We start from the raw sequence: 16,789 nt of genomic DNA on the forward strand, positions 1-16,789 counted from the left end.
AAGGATTTTTTTTGTGTTAGGCAGGTGTTTCCTCAATATTTTCAAGCTTTAGGTATTGACAAAGTTAGTTTTATTGTTTTGCAACGCTAGTGATACCATAACTTATTTTTCCTTGTCAAGATACGCTACTAGTCGTTTCAACTCTGAAGGTTCTATTATCTCAGATTTTACATTAAACACTTTACAAAAGTGCTTTATTACCAGTTCATTCACTACCTGCATATCATACTGCTTTCCAGTTATTTTTTCAAGGGAAGTAACACCTTTATCGGTGATGCCGCATGGGTTAATCAATTTATAGTGGCCTAGGTTTGTATTTACATTAAATGCAAAACCGTGCATAGTTACACCTCGCTTAACAGAACAGCCTATTGCCACTATTTTTTCATCCCCAAGCCACACTCCTCTATACTTGTCCACTCTGGTTGCTGCTAACTGATACTCTTCATTTAATAGATTGATAAACACTTGTTCAAGCTTATTTACGTACTCTTTGACACTATTTCCGTGATTTCTGAGATCTATTATAGGATAGCCCACCACTTGGCCAGGGCCATGATAAGTGATATCTCCACCACGGTTACTCTTGCATAAATCTACTCCCATTCTTTCTAATTCTTCAATAGAAACAATAATATTATTGTAATTCTCTCTCTTACCAAAAGTTAGTGTTGGCGGATGCTCCAGTAAAACCATTATATCTTGAACCCCACCTTGTTGCCGTAGCTCTACTAGTTTTTTTTGAAGGCTTGATCCTGATTTGTACTCGACTGTACCAAGGATGGAAACTGAAATACCCATGTCATCACCTCCGCAGTACTTTTGTTTTATTTTAGTATAAATTACCCAAAATTTCTACTAACCTTTTTATTAAAATTGGTTGCGTTTACAACCATATTTCAGCTATACTGTAACTATCGTTGCAAATGCAACCAATATACTGCGAGGTGCTATTTATGCAAAATATATCTTTAGGCAAGTGGATATCTATACTTTATCGTTATGGACACATATTTATTAATAAGGAGTTAGAGCCACACAACATTGGCAAAGGGCAAGTGTTGTTTTTAATAGCCCTGTACCATAAAGATGGCTTACCCCAAGAAGAGCTATCTCTATCATTAAATATAGATAAGGGTACCACCGCCCGAGCAATTAGAAAACTAGAAACCACAGGCTATATTATAAGAAAACAAAACACAAAAGATCTGCGCTCACATCAAATCTTTCTTACTGAGAAGGCAAAAGCATTTGAACCTCATTTGTTTACTATTCTTAATCGCTGGACAGAGATTTTAAGCGAGGGAATGACCGAGGAAGAAGTAGAGACCGCTTTGAGGTTATTAACAAAAATGGCTTCAAATGCGGCAGGGTACATTCAAAAAGAGAGGAGTCTTTTCAGTGAAACAACAAAGTGAACGTTTGGGAAAGGAACCAATACCTAAACTATTAGTTAATTTAGCAGTTCCAGCAACATTTGGTATGTTTGTGATGGCTTTATACAACGTAGTTGATACTATCTTTGTAGCAAGAGCAGTAGGCACAATTGGAGTAGCTGCCATTTCTATAGCTTTCCCCGTCCAAATGCTAGTCATGGCAGTGGCAGGCTGTATTGGCATTGGTGGATCTTCTGCAATTTCTAGAATGCTTGGAGCTAATAAACTAGATGATGCCAACCAGGTATTTGGAAATATTATTTCACTAATTTTATTAGTCAGCATTGCGGGCATTCTATTTGGCCTAAGCTTGTTGACTCCTCTTTTATACCTATTTGGCTCTAGTGAAACTATTTTACCTTACGCCCAAGACTATCTGGGAATTATCCTTTACGGTACATTCTTCTTTGCTTTCGCTTTTTCTATGAATAACGTAGTTCGCTCAGAAGGAAATGCTAGAACCGCCATGATGACAATGGTTATTTCTGCTACGTTAAATATCATCCTGACCCCCTTATTTATTTTTGGTTTTGGCATGGGCATTAAGGGGTCGGCTTTAGCCACCGTCCTTTCACAAGCTGTTACCGTTGTTTACCTAATATTTTATTTTGCCAGTGGAAAGAGCAGTCTAGCCTTTAACTTAAGCTACCTACGCCCAAAAGTATTTGTGCTAAAGCAAATACTAGCTGTCGGGTCTTCCGCCTTTGCTCAACAAGCAGCAGGTAGCATTATGTTTGTCTTGGCTAACCACATGTTAATTTTGTACGGTGGCGATTTAGGGGTGGCTGTTTTTGGTATTGTGCATCGAATAATTATGTTTTCTATCATGCCAGTGGTTGGTATAGTCCAAGGGCTTGTGCCTTTGGTTGGCTTTAACTATGGTGCTAATAACCATGAACGAGTACGTGAATCTATAGGGTTGGCCTTTAAGTCAGCCACAGCTATAGTTATATTTACCTTTTTCATCATAATGATTTTCCCTAAGCAACTCATGTTAATTTTTACTACTGATACTGCTGCCATTGAAATGGGCGCAACTGCTTTAAGGATAATGTTTGCCGTATCTTTTACTATTGGTATTCAAATTGTTACCGGCGGTGTTTTTCAAGCCTTAGGAAATGCTAAAGTAGCCCTTATCTTGTCACTTTCCAGACAGGTGCTACTTTTAATTCCTTTATTGCTGGTACTACCATTTATGTTTAATTTAAGTGGGGTCTGGCTGGCATTTCCCCTGGCAGATTTACTTTCTTTTTTCCTTGCATTGTGGTTTATATCTAAGTATAAATCAATATTTATAGTTAAAAGTAATCAAGTTATTCAAAATCAGCAGTAATTGAGTTACCTGCTCGGGTTTTCGATATACTTTGCAATAATTGTACCTGCCAACAAGGCCCACACAGGTGCACTGATATGCAAAATTGTAATATTTGATATGGCTATAATAAACGTAAAGGCTGAGCTGATTTTCATAGTAGCTTTAGAAAAACTCACATGTAAGCTGTTTCCAAACACACCTATAAGAGCAAATCCCACTAGCATAGATGTAAATTCTCGGGGGAGAGCCTCAATAAAAGGAACTAGCTTCCATGAAAAAATGCCGAACAAGAGAATAATAACTCCCGAGACAACAGCTCCCATATACCTCTGTTCCTTAGGCCCAGCCTCTGGATCAGAGCATATAGCTGACATCATTCCCGCAACATTTGCAGACTGGCCACCAAAAAAACTTGTGATAATTGAGAAAATTCCACTATAGGAAACAAGTCTGCTCACAGGCGGACGATAACCATTTTGTTCTAAGGCGCCAATACCCACAGCTGCATCATTGCTTAAAATTAGTAAGGCCAAGGGCAATGAAACGGATAGAAATATAACTGGGTTGAATTCAGGTGTCTGAATACCAGGGATAACAAAAGCCATTTCTACTCCCCTACTGCTCAAGGGATGAGTTAAGAGTAGCATAATAAGTCCTGTTGTAATAGCTGCTATCATTGGCGGAATGCGCTTAACCCACTTACTGAAAACAAAAAAAGCAACAAGAGCAACCCCTCCCACTAACCATAATTGGTTAATGGAAATAATAAAATTCACCATATACTGAGTAATCATCCCTGCCAGCATTGCTGCAATTATTTCTTTAGGCACGTAATCCATAAGCTTTGAAAAAACACCCAAATACCCAGTCAGCAACATAATAAGGCTAGAAAAGATGTATGCAGCTATTAGTTCATTAAAAGTAAATTGGGCTGTAACTGTTGCCAAAAAAGCCACTCCTGTAATAGAATGGGCTCCTACAACAGGAATTCGAAAAAGCAAAGGCATGACTATACTAAAAATACCCCCAAAAAAGTAGACAGAAAACATCCAGAATATTGTCTGCTCTGTAGTAAAGTTACCATTTGCCGCTGCCTCTAAAATAAGAACTGGCGGACCTACTATAGCTAATATGGCAGAAACAAAACCTGCTACTATGTTTTTATTATTTAAATCTGTAATTGGGTTTCTAATCATGCAGTCCTCCTCTATGAAAATGCTATAAATAATAACCTTTCTTGTCATGCTCATATATCCTTTAAGTTCTACTGTAAATACTTTAACTATTTGACTCCGACAAGACACAGATAAATCATTGTAATATCAAAAGTCTATTAAAACCTCTTAAAAGTTTGCTAAACTCTAAGAGGTTTTAATAGTAAACTATATAGTACTTAATTTTTCTACAATAATATTTGCATTCTTATATCCTTTTTCTTTTCTGGAGCAATAACCTTCATTAAACTTTCACGTACATAGTAAAGTGTTTGCTCAGTAGCTTTCTCTGGAGAAATTTTCCTCCTGTTATTTTTAAATGTTGCCATCATTCCGGTCCAAATTAGCAATGTAGTTTCTGAAATAAAGTCGACATCTTCCGAGGTAATAAAACCCTCTTTTATTGCTTGTTGAAGATAAAGTGCACTTCTTTTAGAGAAAGTATGTTGTAACACTATATCTTGTAAATTTTTAGGCAATCCCATTAAATCTTTTTCGTATATTTTATAATAATCTTTCAACATATCCTCTGGCACTATCCCCAAATTATCAATAAATATAATAGAATATATTTGAGGCTTTTCAAAAGAATGTTTACAAAAACACTCCCAACTGTAGAGCCATTTTTCAACAGTATTTGTACCTCGATTCATATAGTTAGGCAATTCGTCTATATATTCTTTTGTAAATCTCATCGCAGCAAAATATAACAAATGTGAAAACTCTTGAAAATAATTATACACAGTGGAACTAGTATACCCTGCTTTATCTGCAATTTTTCTAATGCTCACTTTTTCTATACCTTCATTTTCTATCACTTCCGCTGTTGCATCAATAAAATACCTATACATTCGCTCTCTTTGTATTTCTTTTCTATTATCTTTCACTCTTTTAAACACACCTTCACTATTTACTTACATATATATGTTTATCGTCGTTTTGCTTAAGCCATTTTATTAATGAAAGAGCTAGTAAAATGTACATTATTAGCACAGGTACTGATACTAATACGGAAGATGTTTGTACAACTGTAAGCCCACCTACAAAAGTCAATCCAATTGACATAATTGCAAGCATTAAGCCCCATAATAACCGATGCCATCGAGCAGGTTCCTTATTTCCTTTCAGTTCAGATGTAGCTATACTGGCAATAACATAACTAGCAGAATCTAACGAAGTTGCTAAGAAGATAAAACCTAGTATTAAAAAAAATGTTAGAACCACTGGTGCAAATGGCAACGATTTGAGAACTGCTACAACTACCGCTTGTCCTCCCTGATCATATAAAATCCCTGTTAAAGGTACCTGACCTGTTAATTCTAAGTTCATAGCATAACCACCAAATACAGCAAAATACAACCAGCTGCCAACAGATCCCCATAATAGCACATTAGAAACAAGCTCTCGTATGGATCTTCCTTTAGAGATGCGAGCAACAAATATTCCTATAAATGGAGCTGTTGCTGCAAACCACGCCCAATAAAAGACTGTCCACCCCTGAGGGAAACCACTCTCGAAAATCGGATCTGTATATAAGCTCATTCTTAAAAAGTTATCCAGCATAATACCCATACTATTTGTAAAATATGAAAGTATAAATAATGTTGGACCCGTTATAATAACAAACAATGCCAATCCTAAAGCTAAATAGATATTCAAATCGCTGAGTCTTCGAATTCCTTTATATAGTCCTAGATAGGCACTAGAACTAAATATAACTGTCCAAAGAATAATAATAAATATATTTAGTCCCAAATTAGGTTCCAATCCAAAAACTTCCCCCATAACCGCAGCTACCATAGGGACACCCAAACCCAACGATGTGCCCAAGCCTCCAATCATGCTCCAAATAACTAGTATATCTATAGTTTTCCCCAATAGCCCATTAGCATGCTTTCCTAGCACCCCACTACAGGAAGAACTGATTCTAAGGGAAGTATCCCTTCTCACAAAAAAGTTATATGCGATTACAACAGCAGGAAGTGCATACAAAGCCCATGCTGAAATCCCCCAGTGAAATAGACCGTAACTTAATGCGTAATCAGCGGCCTCTAGAGAGTTAGCTTCTATACCAAATGGGGGTCCAGTATAATAGTACAAGGGTTCCACAATTGACCAAAACATAATACTAGTTCCCATACTAGCACAAAATAGCATTCCACCCCAACTAAATCGTGAGAACTCTGGATGTTCATTTTCCTTTCCCAATTTTACTTTTCCATAAGGCCCAAAAATTAACCAGAGCAAAATAATAAATAAACCAATAGTTAAAAATTCAAAGGCCCAATCTAAATTAGTATTAATCCCAGTCAATAATCTTTCAGTAACTGGTCCAGCCGTATCTCTAAAAAATACTAACGCCAAAGTTGCCAATACCACAACAATTATTGATGGCCAAAAAATCGTCTTATCAATTTTATTGTCCATATTATTATTAAAACCTCCTATTCGCTATCAAACAATAAATCCCTAAATTCCCGAGGGTATTTTGTTATACTTCTACATCCATCTTTAGTAACTATTACCGTATCTGAATGGCGAAAGCCACCAACACCTGGAACATAAATTCCGGGCTCAATAGTGTAAACCATCCCTTCTTTTAAAACAATCTCATTATCAAAGCGAAGATAAGGCTCTTCATGCTCGGTCAAGCCCAAACCATGGCCAATCCTATGCTGTATAAAGTCAGCATACCCTGCCTTTTTTATAACATTAAATGAAGCAATATCCACATCTTTTGCCTTTACCCCTGGTTTAACTGCTTCCATACCTATTCTCTGCGCTTCAATTGCTAACTGTAAACACTTCCTTTGTTCCTCATTGGGTTTACCTATTAAAAAAGTACGCTCATTTTCTGCTCTATAGCCGTTAATCCAAACCTGACGACTGTGTACAACAACATCATCTTTTTCAAATTTTCTAGTACTAGAATACAGGTGTGGCATAGCACTTCGCTTTATTCCAGAACAGGTCCAATTTTCATAACCAACTATGTTATCTGGGTATTTTTTAGAGGCAATTTCTAATAATTTACGATCACCATTTGAGTCAAATTCCAATTCACTCATACCTACTTTTAAATTTTGGAAAGAGGCCTCTAATGCTACATCTGATAAAAATCCAGCTTGATCTAACCAATATATTTCTTCTTCATCTTTAATAGCACGCATTTCAATAAGCTCATGACTAATATCTTTAATTTTAAATCCTTTAATTTGCAATTTCTTATATAATGATGCAGGCAATGTATTTAGTTCAAGTCCTAACACTTTTGCTTCATTTAATTTCTCAACAATTCGCTCTAGGGGCTGATAAAAAGTAGTATCAAGGTGACTATTTGAATATTTCTCATGATATACAAAAAATTCATCAACTTTAGCATTTTCACGGGCATGGTCATCTTCTAGCGCAGGAATAATATACTGAGTTTTATCTGGATACACAAGTAATATTATTGGTCTAGAATAAGAAATTGCTCGAAATCCACTAAGATAGTACTGATTATCTGGGTCCCAAATAATTGAAAAATCAATACCATTCTCACTCATCCGCTTCCTTAGATTATTTAATCGCTTTTCAACATACTCTTTTTTAACTGTTTGCATATTCATCTCCCTAACTTTTTTTATGAATGCGTTCATTTAATAATCATGTTATCATAGTTTGGAGACTATAACCATCTCATAACAGACGAGTTCTTTATGGTATAAAGCAATATAGTAAAGAAATATTAAGATATATATGTCACCTTCTATAATATGACTTTATATAATGCCTCATAGCTTTTAATCACGATTATTTAAATATCTTTAAAAAATTAGGCAGTTTAGTACTTTAATTTTTACCGGAATAAATAAAAATAGAGGGGTTATTATTTCCCCTCCATCCTTCTTTTTATAATAAAAAAACCTCTCTAACTTGTAGAGAGGACATTTTTTAAACTGTGTAGCAGTACCGTAGCAGTACCACCGTTTATCTATCTATTTTATGCTCACCTTGTAATTCTCCAAACCCTTGATATACTTGAGTTTAAAGCTGGAGCCCATAACCGGGATTGAACCGGTGACCTCCACCTTACCAAGGTGACGCTCTGCCTACTGAGCTATATGGGCAAAGTTGGTTGCGGGGACAGGACTTGAACCTGTGACCTCCGGGTTATGAGCCCGACGAGCTACCAGCTGCTCTACCCCGCGTAGATAAAATGGTGGAGAGAGAAGGATTCGAACCTTCGAAGGCTGAGCCGGCAGATTTACAGTCTGCTCCCTTTGGCCACTCGGGAACCTCTCCACAAACTATTAAGCTTTAAAAGTAAATATGGAGCCGACGATGGGACTCGAACCCGCAACCTGCTGATTACAAGTCAGCTGCTCTGCCAATTGAGCTACGTCGGCCCGACTGACAAGTTACATTATATAACGCCCTGGAATAAAAGTCAACATCTTTTTTGAAGAATATTTTTGGTAACCATTGGTGTAAAAAAACAAGGATCGGATTCATCCGATCCCATTTTATGCGTCTCGTTTTTCTAGATAGCGTTCTAACTTACGCTTTACCCTCTGAAGTGCGTTATCTATAGATTTTACATGTCTATCTAAATCTACTGCGATTTCCTGGTATGACTTGCCCTCCAAATAAGACATAAGCACTTGCCATTCTAAAGAACTTAAAATCTCACCCATTTTTTCCTCAATATCGTCAAATTCTTCTCTGCTTATTATCAATTCCTCTGGGTCAGTTACCTTAGAACCAGAGATAACATCTAATAACGTGCGATCAGAATCTTCGTCATATATAGGCTTATTCAATGATACATAGGAGTTTAGGGGTATATGCTTTTGTCGTGTTGCTGTTTTAATAGCAGTAATTATCTGTCGGGTAATGCAAAGCTCTGCAAAAGCGCGAAAAGATGAGAGCTTATCACAGCGAAAATCTCTAATTGCTTTATAGAGCCCAATCATACCTTCCTGTATGATATCCTCTCTGTCTGCACCAATTAAAAAGTAAGACCTTGCTTTAGCCCTCACAAAGTTCTTGTATTTGTTTATCAAATACTCTTGAGCGGCATCATCACCATCTTTGGCTAGTTTTACAATAGTCTCATCGACCATCATTTCATAGCTATCGTCTTCCAGTTGCTGTTGAGCGTTTGTATTCATTGCATCGCCTCCAATGAGATTTTCCCACATACTGCATTACCAAAAGGCGCAAAGTAGTATAAATATATATCACATTATATATACGAACACGTTTAATTATAACTGAAAAATCGCAGTTTAGTCAAGCCATAATTTGTCCTTCACTTGCGACGTCGGAGCTTTTCCAGTTGCTCTTTTACTGCATCTGTCATATATCCATCAAGGGTGCTTCTAGTATTCACCCCTGTACTCTTATACCTACTACTGTTTTTCTCCATTTGCAAGACGCGTAACAACAACTCTCGAGCTGGAAGCCTCGCGGCACCCTTGCCCAGAGTTATTTGTTGTTCTATGCGGTCAGAGGTGGCCACACTAACTAAGGAGTGTTTAGGTAGGTTGCTTACAATCCGCTCTATAACCATGTCCGCCGTTTCACCTTCTTTTGAATAAATAACATCTACACCGGCTATAGTTTCTCTCTTTTCACTACCACCTTTAACTTGATGTGCATCGAAGACAACAATAACTTTGTTTCCCATTAAGGCTCTGTAATTACTTAGAATGTCTAGCAAATGATCCCTTGAGTGATCAAAGCTTTCGTCTTTTAATTTAACAAGATCTGGCCAGTTATTTATTATGTTGTATCCATCTACAATCAAATAGTCCTCCACTAACTATCACCTTATCTCTCCCCTTGCCGTTGTCGCAAGGCTTCATAAATGACAACTCCTGCTGCTACACTGGCATTAAGGGAATTTATGCTCCCCCTCATTGGCAATTTAGCAACAAAATCACATGTCTCTTTAACCAATCGCCCCATGCCTTTCCCTTCACTACCTATAACAAGAGCTATAGGACCTTTGAGATCTACTTCAGTGTGAGTCTTGCTTCCACTGGCATCGGTGCCAACCACCCAATAGCCCCTTTGTTGTAGCTCTTTAATTGCATTAACCAGATTACTAACTCTAGCCACTGGCATATACTCCAGTGCACCCGCCGAAGCCTTAGCTACCACCTGAGTTAGTGGCACAGATCTCCGCTTGGGTATTACAACTCCTTGGGCTCCTGCCGCCTCTGCCGTCCTGAGAATAGCTCCAAAATTATGAGGGTCTTCAAGCTCATCTAGGATAATTAGAATCGGCTCTTGGCTTTCCCGGAAGCTTTTATCTACTAATTGATCAAAATCAATGTACTCCTTAGGGGATACCATGGCGATAACCCCTTGATGCTTTCCATTTCCGCTCAATTGATCTAACTTTGATTTAGACACCTTTTGCACAGGTATTTTCTTATCTTTAGCTCTAGAATTAATTTCATTTAACCTTGCATCACTAGAAAACATGACCTTATTAATTTCCCTATCTGCTTTTAGGGCCTCTAAAACTGCATTTTTTCCAATTAAGATTTCATTGTTAGTGCTTTCACTCAATAAAATCGCTCCTCACTATATTGAATACTTTGCTCGCATTTCCCTTTGCTTGCCGCAACTCATCTTGCCCTCAGGGCAATTGGCAGCTATACAGGCCGGTCCTGCTTGTGAAAATAGATTAGGGGCAATCTTCTTTACCTGCAAACACATTTCTTCTGCTAATGCTCTTATTTCCCATTGCGCTCTATTGCAACAACGCAACCCGAAAAAGTGATGCAATTCTCTAGCGTTCATAGTAACTACCATTTTAGTCTCTGCGCTATTGGGTAGTACAAATCTAGCATCTTCATTTGTGCCTTCACCGCCAGATCCCAGCTTCTCACTCCAATAATTATACCACTCTTGAATGGTCTTCATTTGTTCTCTATAAATTTCCACATATTTATCTCCTAGCGCTTCGATTTCAGGAGGTATTATATAGTTAAATGCTCCATCTTCTCTAGTTTCACTTACATATCGCTGCGACTTAACGCTGAAGCTAGCGATACGGTGTCTAGTTATTTGCGCCAAAAGACTTCTAGAGACCCCTTCAATTCCAAAGGTAAAGGAGACATGCTCCACTGTAGATAGGTGACCCATATCTAAAAGCTTTTTTATAAATGGAGCCTGATCTGCTTTTGCAACCCCTTGTTTTAGTTCCTCTATATCTGCACCAGAGTAACAGAGCTTAGCCGCCGTAGCAACCAGTTCCTCCGGGTTTGGTGTATGTTCTATTAGTTCAACTTTTAATTTAACTTGACCCAAGCTAGTTCACCTCTCCTCTTCATCTATAACAGCAACTGACTTTTCTAGTATCTCATTTAAGCGCTCTTTATCTTCATTAAGATGCAAATATCCAATTAAGCTTTCAAAACCAGTACTGTATCTATAGTCTACAACCTCTGTATTTTTAGGCACCTGAGACTTAGCATTTCTTCCCCGCTTTACTATTCTGTACTCCTCCTCAGAGAGCTCTCCTTCTAATTGTTTGAGAATGTTGGCCTGAGCTGTTGCCTTAACGTACTTCACAGCAGTTTTATGTAGTTCATTCATTTTTACAGCCCCCTGCTCTAGCAAATGAGTTCTGACGTAAAGTTCGTAAACTGCGTCCCCTACATAGGCTAAAACTAGAGGTGATTGTTGGTCTGCTTTTAACGCCACTTCCACCGAGCCCCTTGTGGTGTGTCTTCTATAACTACTCCTAGCTCAGTTAACCTATCTCTAATCATATCAGCTGCAGCCCAATTTTTATCTACTCTAGCCTGCTGTCTTACCTCTAACAGCAATTCAATAAAGGGACTGGCAGCAACACTTTCACTTCCCTCTGCTTCTGCACTTACACTGAAATCAAGACCCAGTACTTGTCCGAAGTTATTTACAAGCTCTAAGGACTGCCTTACCACATCCAGGTTTGGTTTCTCTTCACGCTCTTGCTTAGAGTGTAAGTACTGGTTTACATCTTTGGCCCAATCAAAAATAGCTGCTATAGCCAGTGATGTATTAAAATCGTCATCCATAGCCTTTTCAAACTTCAACTTTAACTCTTTTACTTTCTCATCCATTTCTTTTTCATATTCTCCCCAAGGAGCATCTAGCTTGCCTATGCGTTCTACTTCTAGCAGCCGTTGATATGTGTTAGTAATTCGTTCAAAACTTTTTTTACTTACTTCAAGCTTTTCGTCATCAAAGTCAAGAGGACTGCGGTAATGAGTACTTAGCAAGTAAAATCTAACTACTTGAGCATCAAATTTTTCTAATATTTCTCGTACTAAGAAAAAGTTACCTAAAGACTTGGACATCTTTTCCTGGTTAACTGTAATAAATCCATTGTGAATCCAATATCTAGCAAAAGGACTACCTGTATAAGCTTCTGACTGGGCAATTTCATTTTCATGATGCGGAAAGACTAAGTCGTAACCACCACCGTGTATATCGAAGTTTTCACCCAAGTATTTTATAGACATAACTGTACACTCAATGTGCCATCCTGGTCTTCCCTGGCCCCAAGGACTTTCCCAGGATGGTTCCCCCTCTTTGGCATTCTTCCATAGAACAAAATCCATTGGATGCTTCTTTTCTTGGTTGACCTCTATTCTAGCTCCCGCTTGCATATCATCGATACTGCGCCCAGATAGTTTGCCGTAATTGGAAAACTTCTCAATGCTATAGTAAACGTTACCACCTTGTTCGTATGCATATCCATCCTCAATCAACTTCTCTACCGCACTAACAATGTCGCCAATGTGCTCACTAACCTTAGGATGAACATCTGCCCTTCGCACATTTAATTGATCAGCATCTTTAAAGTACTCTTTAATATAATTTTCCGCTAACTGCAACGGCTCGATTCCCTCTTCTGCAGCTCTATTTATGATTTTATCATCTACGTCAGTGAAGTTTTGTATATATGTCACCTGATAACCTCTGTATTCTAAATACCGTCTCACCACATCAAATACAACTATTGGTCTAGCGTTTCCAAGGTGAATATAATTATATGTAGTGGGGCCACAAACATACATTTTAACTTTCCCCTGCTCACCTGGTTTAAATTCTTCCTTTTGCTTCTTTAGAGTATTGTAGAGCTTAATTGCCATTTTTCCTCGCCTCCAATTCTAATATTCTATCTTCTAGCTTCTCAATCTTTTTCTGTAAACACAGCAGCGATTCCGCTACAGGATCGGGTAACTTGTTATGATGTAAATCAACTTCATTTAGACTAGCATCTGATACGTGCCTGCCATTAAGAACTACTACTTTTCCAGGTATCCCTACCACTGTACAGTTTTCTGGAACATCTTTTATTACTACAGATCCTGCTCCAATCTTGGCATTATCCCCTATTTCTATAGAACCAAGGACTTTTGCTCCAGCACTAATCATAACATTATTACCTATTGTAGGATGTCGCTTCCCCTTCTCCTTACCTGTTCCACCAAGGGTTACCCCTTGGTATATGGTCACGTTGTCTCCTATCTCTGCAGTCTCTCCAATTACAACTCCTGTCCCATGGTCTATAAATAGACCCTCTCCAATTCTAGCTCCCGGATGTATCTCGATCCCAGTCAAAAATCTATTTAATTGTGAAATAACTCTGGCCAAAAACACCCATTTGTTTTTGTAAAGCCTATGAGCAATTCTGTGAAAAAAAATAGCATGAAAACCAGGATAACAAAAGATAACTTCCCAGACACTCTTTGCTGCTGGGTCTCGTTCGAAAATTACTTTTATGTCTTTTTGCAATCTGGAAAACATCTTAAGAATTCCCCCTTTATAAAATAAAAAAAGAGCCCTCATCTCATTCAGAGACGATGGGCTCGCGTTTCCACTCTGTTTGGGCTAAATAACCCCAACTCATTACGGTGAACTAAATATCACCTAGCTACTAACGGTGCTAACCGACAAAGCCTACTCTTAATTCAGCTTTGCAGCTCCCGGGTGCACTTCAACATAATCTCACGCAGACCCCTTCCAGCCTAGAGGGTCCTCTCTGTCGCAGAGTATTTTGTTTACTCTCCCGTTCAATACTTTTATCCATTTATTTAGTTGCTTGAATTGTTTCAATTATATCTAAATGCAGTTGCCTATGTCAAGAATGCTATTACATTCCCGCAAGCTCTTTTGCTTGAGCTATCCTATTTTTCACTCCATCTAATCCTAAAATGGGAATTAAGTCAAAGAGTTCTGGTCCCTGAGTTTTACCAGTAAGGGCAATACGCAAGGGCATGTACACTTTTTTGCCACCTAGCTCTAGCTCTTTAGTTAAAGATTTCAAGATAGGCTTCACTGTTTCTACCGTCAACTCTTCTTCTGGTTCTAATTTTTTTGTTAACAAATCTAAAACAGATGGCACTTGTTCTCCTTTTAAGACCTCTAGTTCTTTGTCCCCTGCTAGCTCTAGCTTGTCATTGAAGAATACATCTGCTTTTTCTACTATCTCCGATAAATGAGAAATCTTTGTTTGGACAGCACCTACAACAGCCTCCAAGCGCTTTAATTCCGCTTCGCTCAGATTGTCCCCAACTAAGCCCGCCTTTTGGAAGTGAGGAATTGCCTGTTTAGTTATTTTTTCCACAGGAGTTTGACGAATGTAATATCCATTAATCCAATTCAGCTTATCCAGATCAAATATAGCAGGATTCTTAGCTACTCTATTCATAGAGAACTTTTCTATTAATTGCTCCATTGTGAAGATTTCTTCCTCTTCTTCCGGAGACCATCCAAGTAGAGCGAGGAAGTTAACTATTGCCTCTGGTAAATACCCTTGTTCTCTATATTGAACTACCGAAGTAGATCCATGTCTCTTACTCATTTTAGTTCTATCCTTACCCAAAATCAGTGATATGTGTGCAAACTTAGGAGCTTGAAGCCCTAAAGCTTTGTACAGCATAATTTGCCTCGGAGTATTTGACAGGTGCTCCTCTGCTCTAACAACATGAGTAATTTCCATCAGGGCATCGTCAATTACAACTGCAAAATTATACGTAGGGATCCCATCAGACTTGGCAATTATGTAGTCCCCAATCCCATCACTTTCAAATGATACGTGATTTCTAACCATATCATTGATGGTTACCACCATACCCGGGGTTACTTTAAACCTAATTACCGGTTTTCTACCTTCCTTTTCCCGGCATTCTCTTTCTGCATCACCTAAATTTCTGCACTTACCTAAATAACGGGGCAACTCCCCTTTGTCCATTAACTCCTTCCGCTCAGCTTCTAACTCTTCCTCTGAGCAGTAACAGTAATAGGCATCTCCGTTTTGCAAGAGCTGGTCTAGATAAGTACGATAAAGCTCCATCCTCTCTGTCTGTCTATAGGGCCCCTTATCTCCGCCCTTATCTACTCCTTCATCCCATTCGATCCCCAACCATTGTAAGGATGATAGAATGTTTTCCTCTGATTCTCGATTAGAACGCTCTAAGTCTGTGTCTTCTATTCTAACAATAAACTCTCCACCACTTTGTTTGGCTAACAAGTAGTTAAATAGGGCTGATCTAGCCCCTCCTATATGTAGAGGCCCCGTAGGGCTAGGCGCAAACCTAACTCGCATTTTTTCCATCTGTTCCAACTCCTCTCTAGTCTTCAAAACATTATACCAAAGCTATTACATTTCATCAATCAGCCTTTTCTATTAAACACACCGCTTGAGCACTGATCCCCTCACCTCTACCCTCATATCCCAGCTTTTCGGTAGTAGTTGCTTTAACGTTTATATTGCCTACATCAATTTTTAGTGCATTAGCAATATTTTGATTCATCTGCTCAATATAAGGTGCAAGCTTAGGTCGCTGTGCTATGATTACCGCATCTATATTTACAACTTTAAAGTTATTATTCTTCAATATCTCTCCTACATACTCTAGTAGAACTATACTAGAAATCCCCTTATATTTTGGATCAGTATCGGGAAAGTGCTTGCCAATATCACCTTGGCCAGCAGCGCCTAAAAGAGCATCTTTAATAGCATGAAGTAACACATCTGCATCCGAGTGCCCAAGCAAGCCCAACTCCCATTCTATTTCTACACCACCTAAAATCAGTTTTCTGTCAGGTACTAGTTGATGTACATCATACCCCATCCCTATACGCATTATTCTTCCCTCTCTTTCAAAATTGTTTCCGCAACTAAGAGGTCTTCAGGGGTAGTTATTTTCAAATTCTCATAACTCCCCTCAACTATTTTTACTTTATAACCAGCCCATTCCACTAGGGAAGCATCATCAGTCCCCCTATAACCTAACTCAGCAGCTCTTTCATAGGCGTCCTGGATAAGCTCTTTCTTAAACACCTGAGGCGTCTGCGCCTGGAAGATGTTTGCCCTTGGCGGAGTTTCCTTTACAAACTTATCTTCGTCAGCTATTTTTATAGTATCCTTTGATGGTACAGCCACTATAGCACTTCCCCATTTTTTTGCATTTAAAATAGTTTCTTCCAGATGGCGCAACTGCAAAAGTGGCCGCACACCGTCGTGTACGACCACAATTTTTGTTTCATTTTTAATCATTTTAAGACCATTATATACAGAATCTTGCCTCTCTGATCCACCAGCTACAATCCTGACCTTCTTTAAGCCCATTTTTTCAACTACTTCTTTTTGAGCATAATTTATTTCTTGTTCCGGTATAACTAGTATAATATCATCAATCATTCCGGATTCTTCTAAAAGATATAATGTTCTTCCCACTATGGACATGCCATTAAGTTGCATATACTGCTTATTGTACCCAACTGCCATTCTACGTCCCTGCCCAGCAGCAGGTACAATGGCCGTCACC

At 38.4% G+C, this 16,789-nt stretch carries 17 protein-coding genes, 4 tRNA genes and 1 other annotated feature; of the genes, 2 read left to right on the forward strand and 19 right to left on the reverse strand.

Features of this window, described 5'->3' with window-relative positions:
- Positions 1-102: 102 nt before the first annotated feature.
- Positions 103-801: a lipoyl(octanoyl) transferase LipB gene (gene lipB / locus GGQ84_RS11970; RefSeq protein WP_429162945.1), complete on the reverse strand. Its 699-nt coding sequence runs from the start codon at positions 799-801 to the stop codon at positions 103-105.
- A gap of 155 nt (positions 802-956) precedes the next feature.
- On the opposite strand from lipB, the gene GGQ84_RS11975 reads away from it, so the two are divergent.
- Both GGQ84_RS11975 and GGQ84_RS11980 read left to right on the forward strand, forming a co-directional pair.
- Entirely contained in the window at positions 957-1,418 is a 462-nt protein-coding gene (locus GGQ84_RS11975; protein WP_429162947.1) for a MarR family winged helix-turn-helix transcriptional regulator, read from the forward strand.
- Complete coding sequence (locus tag GGQ84_RS11980; protein ID WP_429162949.1) at positions 1,402-2,769, forward strand: MATE family efflux transporter; 1,368 nt, start codon at positions 1,402-1,404, stop codon at positions 2,767-2,769. Before GGQ84_RS11975 ends, GGQ84_RS11980 begins: the two co-directional genes overlap by 17 nt.
- A gap of 5 nt (positions 2,770-2,774) precedes the next feature.
- On the opposite strand, the gene GGQ84_RS11985 is transcribed toward GGQ84_RS11980, so the two are convergent.
- The 18 genes from GGQ84_RS11985 to ispD form a co-directional block, all read right to left on the reverse strand.
- Positions 2,775-3,947, reverse strand: coding sequence for a benzoate/H(+) symporter BenE family transporter (locus GGQ84_RS11985; RefSeq protein WP_429162950.1), 1,173 nt, complete (start codon positions 3,945-3,947; stop codon positions 2,775-2,777).
- A 206-nt stretch (positions 3,948-4,153) separates the two neighbouring features.
- Entirely contained in the window at positions 4,154-4,852 is a 699-nt protein-coding gene (locus GGQ84_RS11990) for a TetR family transcriptional regulator (RefSeq protein WP_429162952.1), read from the reverse strand.
- 19 nt (positions 4,853-4,871) lie between these two features.
- The gene (locus GGQ84_RS11995; protein WP_429162954.1) at positions 4,872-6,392 is read right to left on the reverse strand and encodes a BCCT family transporter; all 1,521 of its coding nucleotides are present in this window, start codon (positions 6,390-6,392) and stop codon (positions 4,872-4,874) included.
- Positions 6,393-6,409: 17 nt separating this feature from the next.
- On the reverse strand, positions 6,410-7,570 hold the full coding sequence (locus GGQ84_RS12000) for a M24 family metallopeptidase (RefSeq protein ID WP_429162956.1): 1,161 nt from the start codon (positions 7,568-7,570) through the stop codon (positions 6,410-6,412).
- A gap of 431 nt (positions 7,571-8,001) precedes the next feature.
- Positions 8,002-8,077: transfer RNA gene (locus tag GGQ84_RS12005), tRNA-Thr, on the reverse strand.
- 5 nt (positions 8,078-8,082) lie between these two features.
- Positions 8,083-8,158, reverse strand: a tRNA-Met gene (locus GGQ84_RS12010).
- A 9-nt stretch (positions 8,159-8,167) separates the two neighbouring features.
- Positions 8,168-8,252: transfer RNA gene (locus tag GGQ84_RS12015), tRNA-Tyr, on the reverse strand.
- A gap of 28 nt (positions 8,253-8,280) precedes the next feature.
- A tRNA-Thr gene (locus GGQ84_RS12020) sits at positions 8,281-8,356 on the reverse strand.
- A gap of 117 nt (positions 8,357-8,473) precedes the next feature.
- A complete protein-coding gene (sigH, locus tag GGQ84_RS12025; protein ID WP_429162958.1) occupies positions 8,474-9,121 on the reverse strand; it encodes an RNA polymerase sporulation sigma factor SigH in 648 nt (215 codons plus the stop codon).
- 140 nt (positions 9,122-9,261) lie between these two features.
- Positions 9,262-9,771 carry an NYN domain-containing protein gene (locus tag GGQ84_RS12030; RefSeq protein WP_429162959.1) on the reverse strand — a complete coding sequence of 170 codons (510 nt, stop codon included), beginning with the start codon at positions 9,769-9,771 and terminating at the stop codon, positions 9,262-9,264.
- Between the two features lie 11 nt (positions 9,772-9,782).
- A complete protein-coding gene (gene rlmB / locus GGQ84_RS12035) occupies positions 9,783-10,529 on the reverse strand; it encodes a 23S rRNA (guanosine(2251)-2'-O)-methyltransferase RlmB (protein ID WP_429162961.1) in 747 nt (248 codons plus the stop codon).
- A gap of 15 nt (positions 10,530-10,544) precedes the next feature.
- Entirely contained in the window at positions 10,545-11,273 is a 729-nt protein-coding gene (gene thyX, locus GGQ84_RS12040) for an FAD-dependent thymidylate synthase (RefSeq protein ID WP_429162963.1), read from the reverse strand.
- A gap of 6 nt (positions 11,274-11,279) precedes the next feature.
- Positions 11,280-11,675 carry a Mini-ribonuclease 3 gene (locus GGQ84_RS12045; RefSeq protein ID WP_429162965.1) on the reverse strand — a complete coding sequence of 132 codons (396 nt, stop codon included), beginning with the start codon at positions 11,673-11,675 and terminating at the stop codon, positions 11,280-11,282.
- Positions 11,660-13,099 carry a cysteine--tRNA ligase gene (gene cysS / locus GGQ84_RS12050; protein WP_429162997.1) on the reverse strand — a complete coding sequence of 480 codons (1,440 nt, stop codon included), beginning with the start codon at positions 13,097-13,099 and terminating at the stop codon, positions 11,660-11,662. The genes GGQ84_RS12045 and cysS overlap by 16 nt, the downstream gene beginning before the upstream one ends.
- Positions 13,095-13,763, reverse strand: a complete 669-nt coding sequence (cysE, locus tag GGQ84_RS12055) for a serine O-acetyltransferase (RefSeq protein ID WP_429162967.1) — start codon at positions 13,761-13,763, stop codon at positions 13,095-13,097. Before cysE ends, cysS begins: the two co-directional genes overlap by 5 nt.
- Before the next feature lie 46 nt (positions 13,764-13,809).
- Positions 13,810-14,042 (reverse strand) — a binding site (T-box leader).
- 67 nt (positions 14,043-14,109) lie between these two features.
- Positions 14,110-15,573 (reverse strand): glutamate--tRNA ligase, encoded by a 1,464-nt coding sequence (gltX, locus tag GGQ84_RS12060; protein ID WP_429162968.1) that lies wholly within the window; start codon positions 15,571-15,573, stop codon positions 14,110-14,112.
- Positions 15,574-15,628: 55 nt separating this feature from the next.
- Positions 15,629-16,105 carry a 2-C-methyl-D-erythritol 2,4-cyclodiphosphate synthase gene (ispF, locus tag GGQ84_RS12065; protein WP_429162970.1) on the reverse strand — a complete coding sequence of 159 codons (477 nt, stop codon included), beginning with the start codon at positions 16,103-16,105 and terminating at the stop codon, positions 15,629-15,631.
- Positions 16,105-16,788 (reverse strand): 2-C-methyl-D-erythritol 4-phosphate cytidylyltransferase, encoded by a 684-nt coding sequence (gene ispD / locus GGQ84_RS12070; RefSeq protein ID WP_429162999.1) that lies wholly within the window; start codon positions 16,786-16,788, stop codon positions 16,105-16,107. Before ispD ends, ispF begins: the two co-directional genes overlap by 1 nt.
- Position 16,789 lies beyond the last annotated feature (1 nt).

The organism is Desulfitispora alkaliphila (assembly GCF_050433185.1).
Classification (GTDB): domain Bacteria; phylum Bacillota; class Desulfitisporia; order Desulfitisporales; family Desulfitisporaceae; genus Desulfitispora; species Desulfitispora alkaliphila.

Coding starts and splice junctions, on each gene's coding strand:
- ispF (WP_429162970.1), bottom strand. CDS start 16,105: ATGCGTATAGGGATGGGGTATGATGTACATCAACTAGTACCTGACAGA.
- cysE (WP_429162967.1), bottom strand. CDS start 13,763: ATGTTTTCCAGATTGCAAAAAGACATAAAAGTAATTTTCGAACGAGAC.
- GGQ84_RS11975 (WP_429162947.1), top strand. CDS start 957: ATGCAAAATATATCTTTAGGCAAGTGGATATCTATACTTTATCGTTAT.
- GGQ84_RS12000 (WP_429162956.1), bottom strand. CDS start 7,570: ATGCAAACAGTTAAAAAAGAGTATGTTGAAAAGCGATTAAATAATCTA.
- gltX (WP_429162968.1), bottom strand. CDS start 15,573: ATGGAAAAAATGCGAGTTAGGTTTGCGCCTAGCCCTACGGGGCCTCTA.
- lipB (WP_429162945.1), bottom strand. CDS start 801: ATGGGTATTTCAGTTTCCATCCTTGGTACAGTCGAGTACAAATCAGGA.
- GGQ84_RS11995 (WP_429162954.1), bottom strand. CDS start 6,392: ATGGACAATAAAATTGATAAGACGATTTTTTGGCCATCAATAATTGTT.
- GGQ84_RS11985 (WP_429162950.1), bottom strand. CDS start 3,947: ATGATTAGAAACCCAATTACAGATTTAAATAATAAAAACATAGTAGCA.
- sigH (WP_429162958.1), bottom strand. CDS start 9,121: ATGAATACAAACGCTCAACAGCAACTGGAAGACGATAGCTATGAAATG.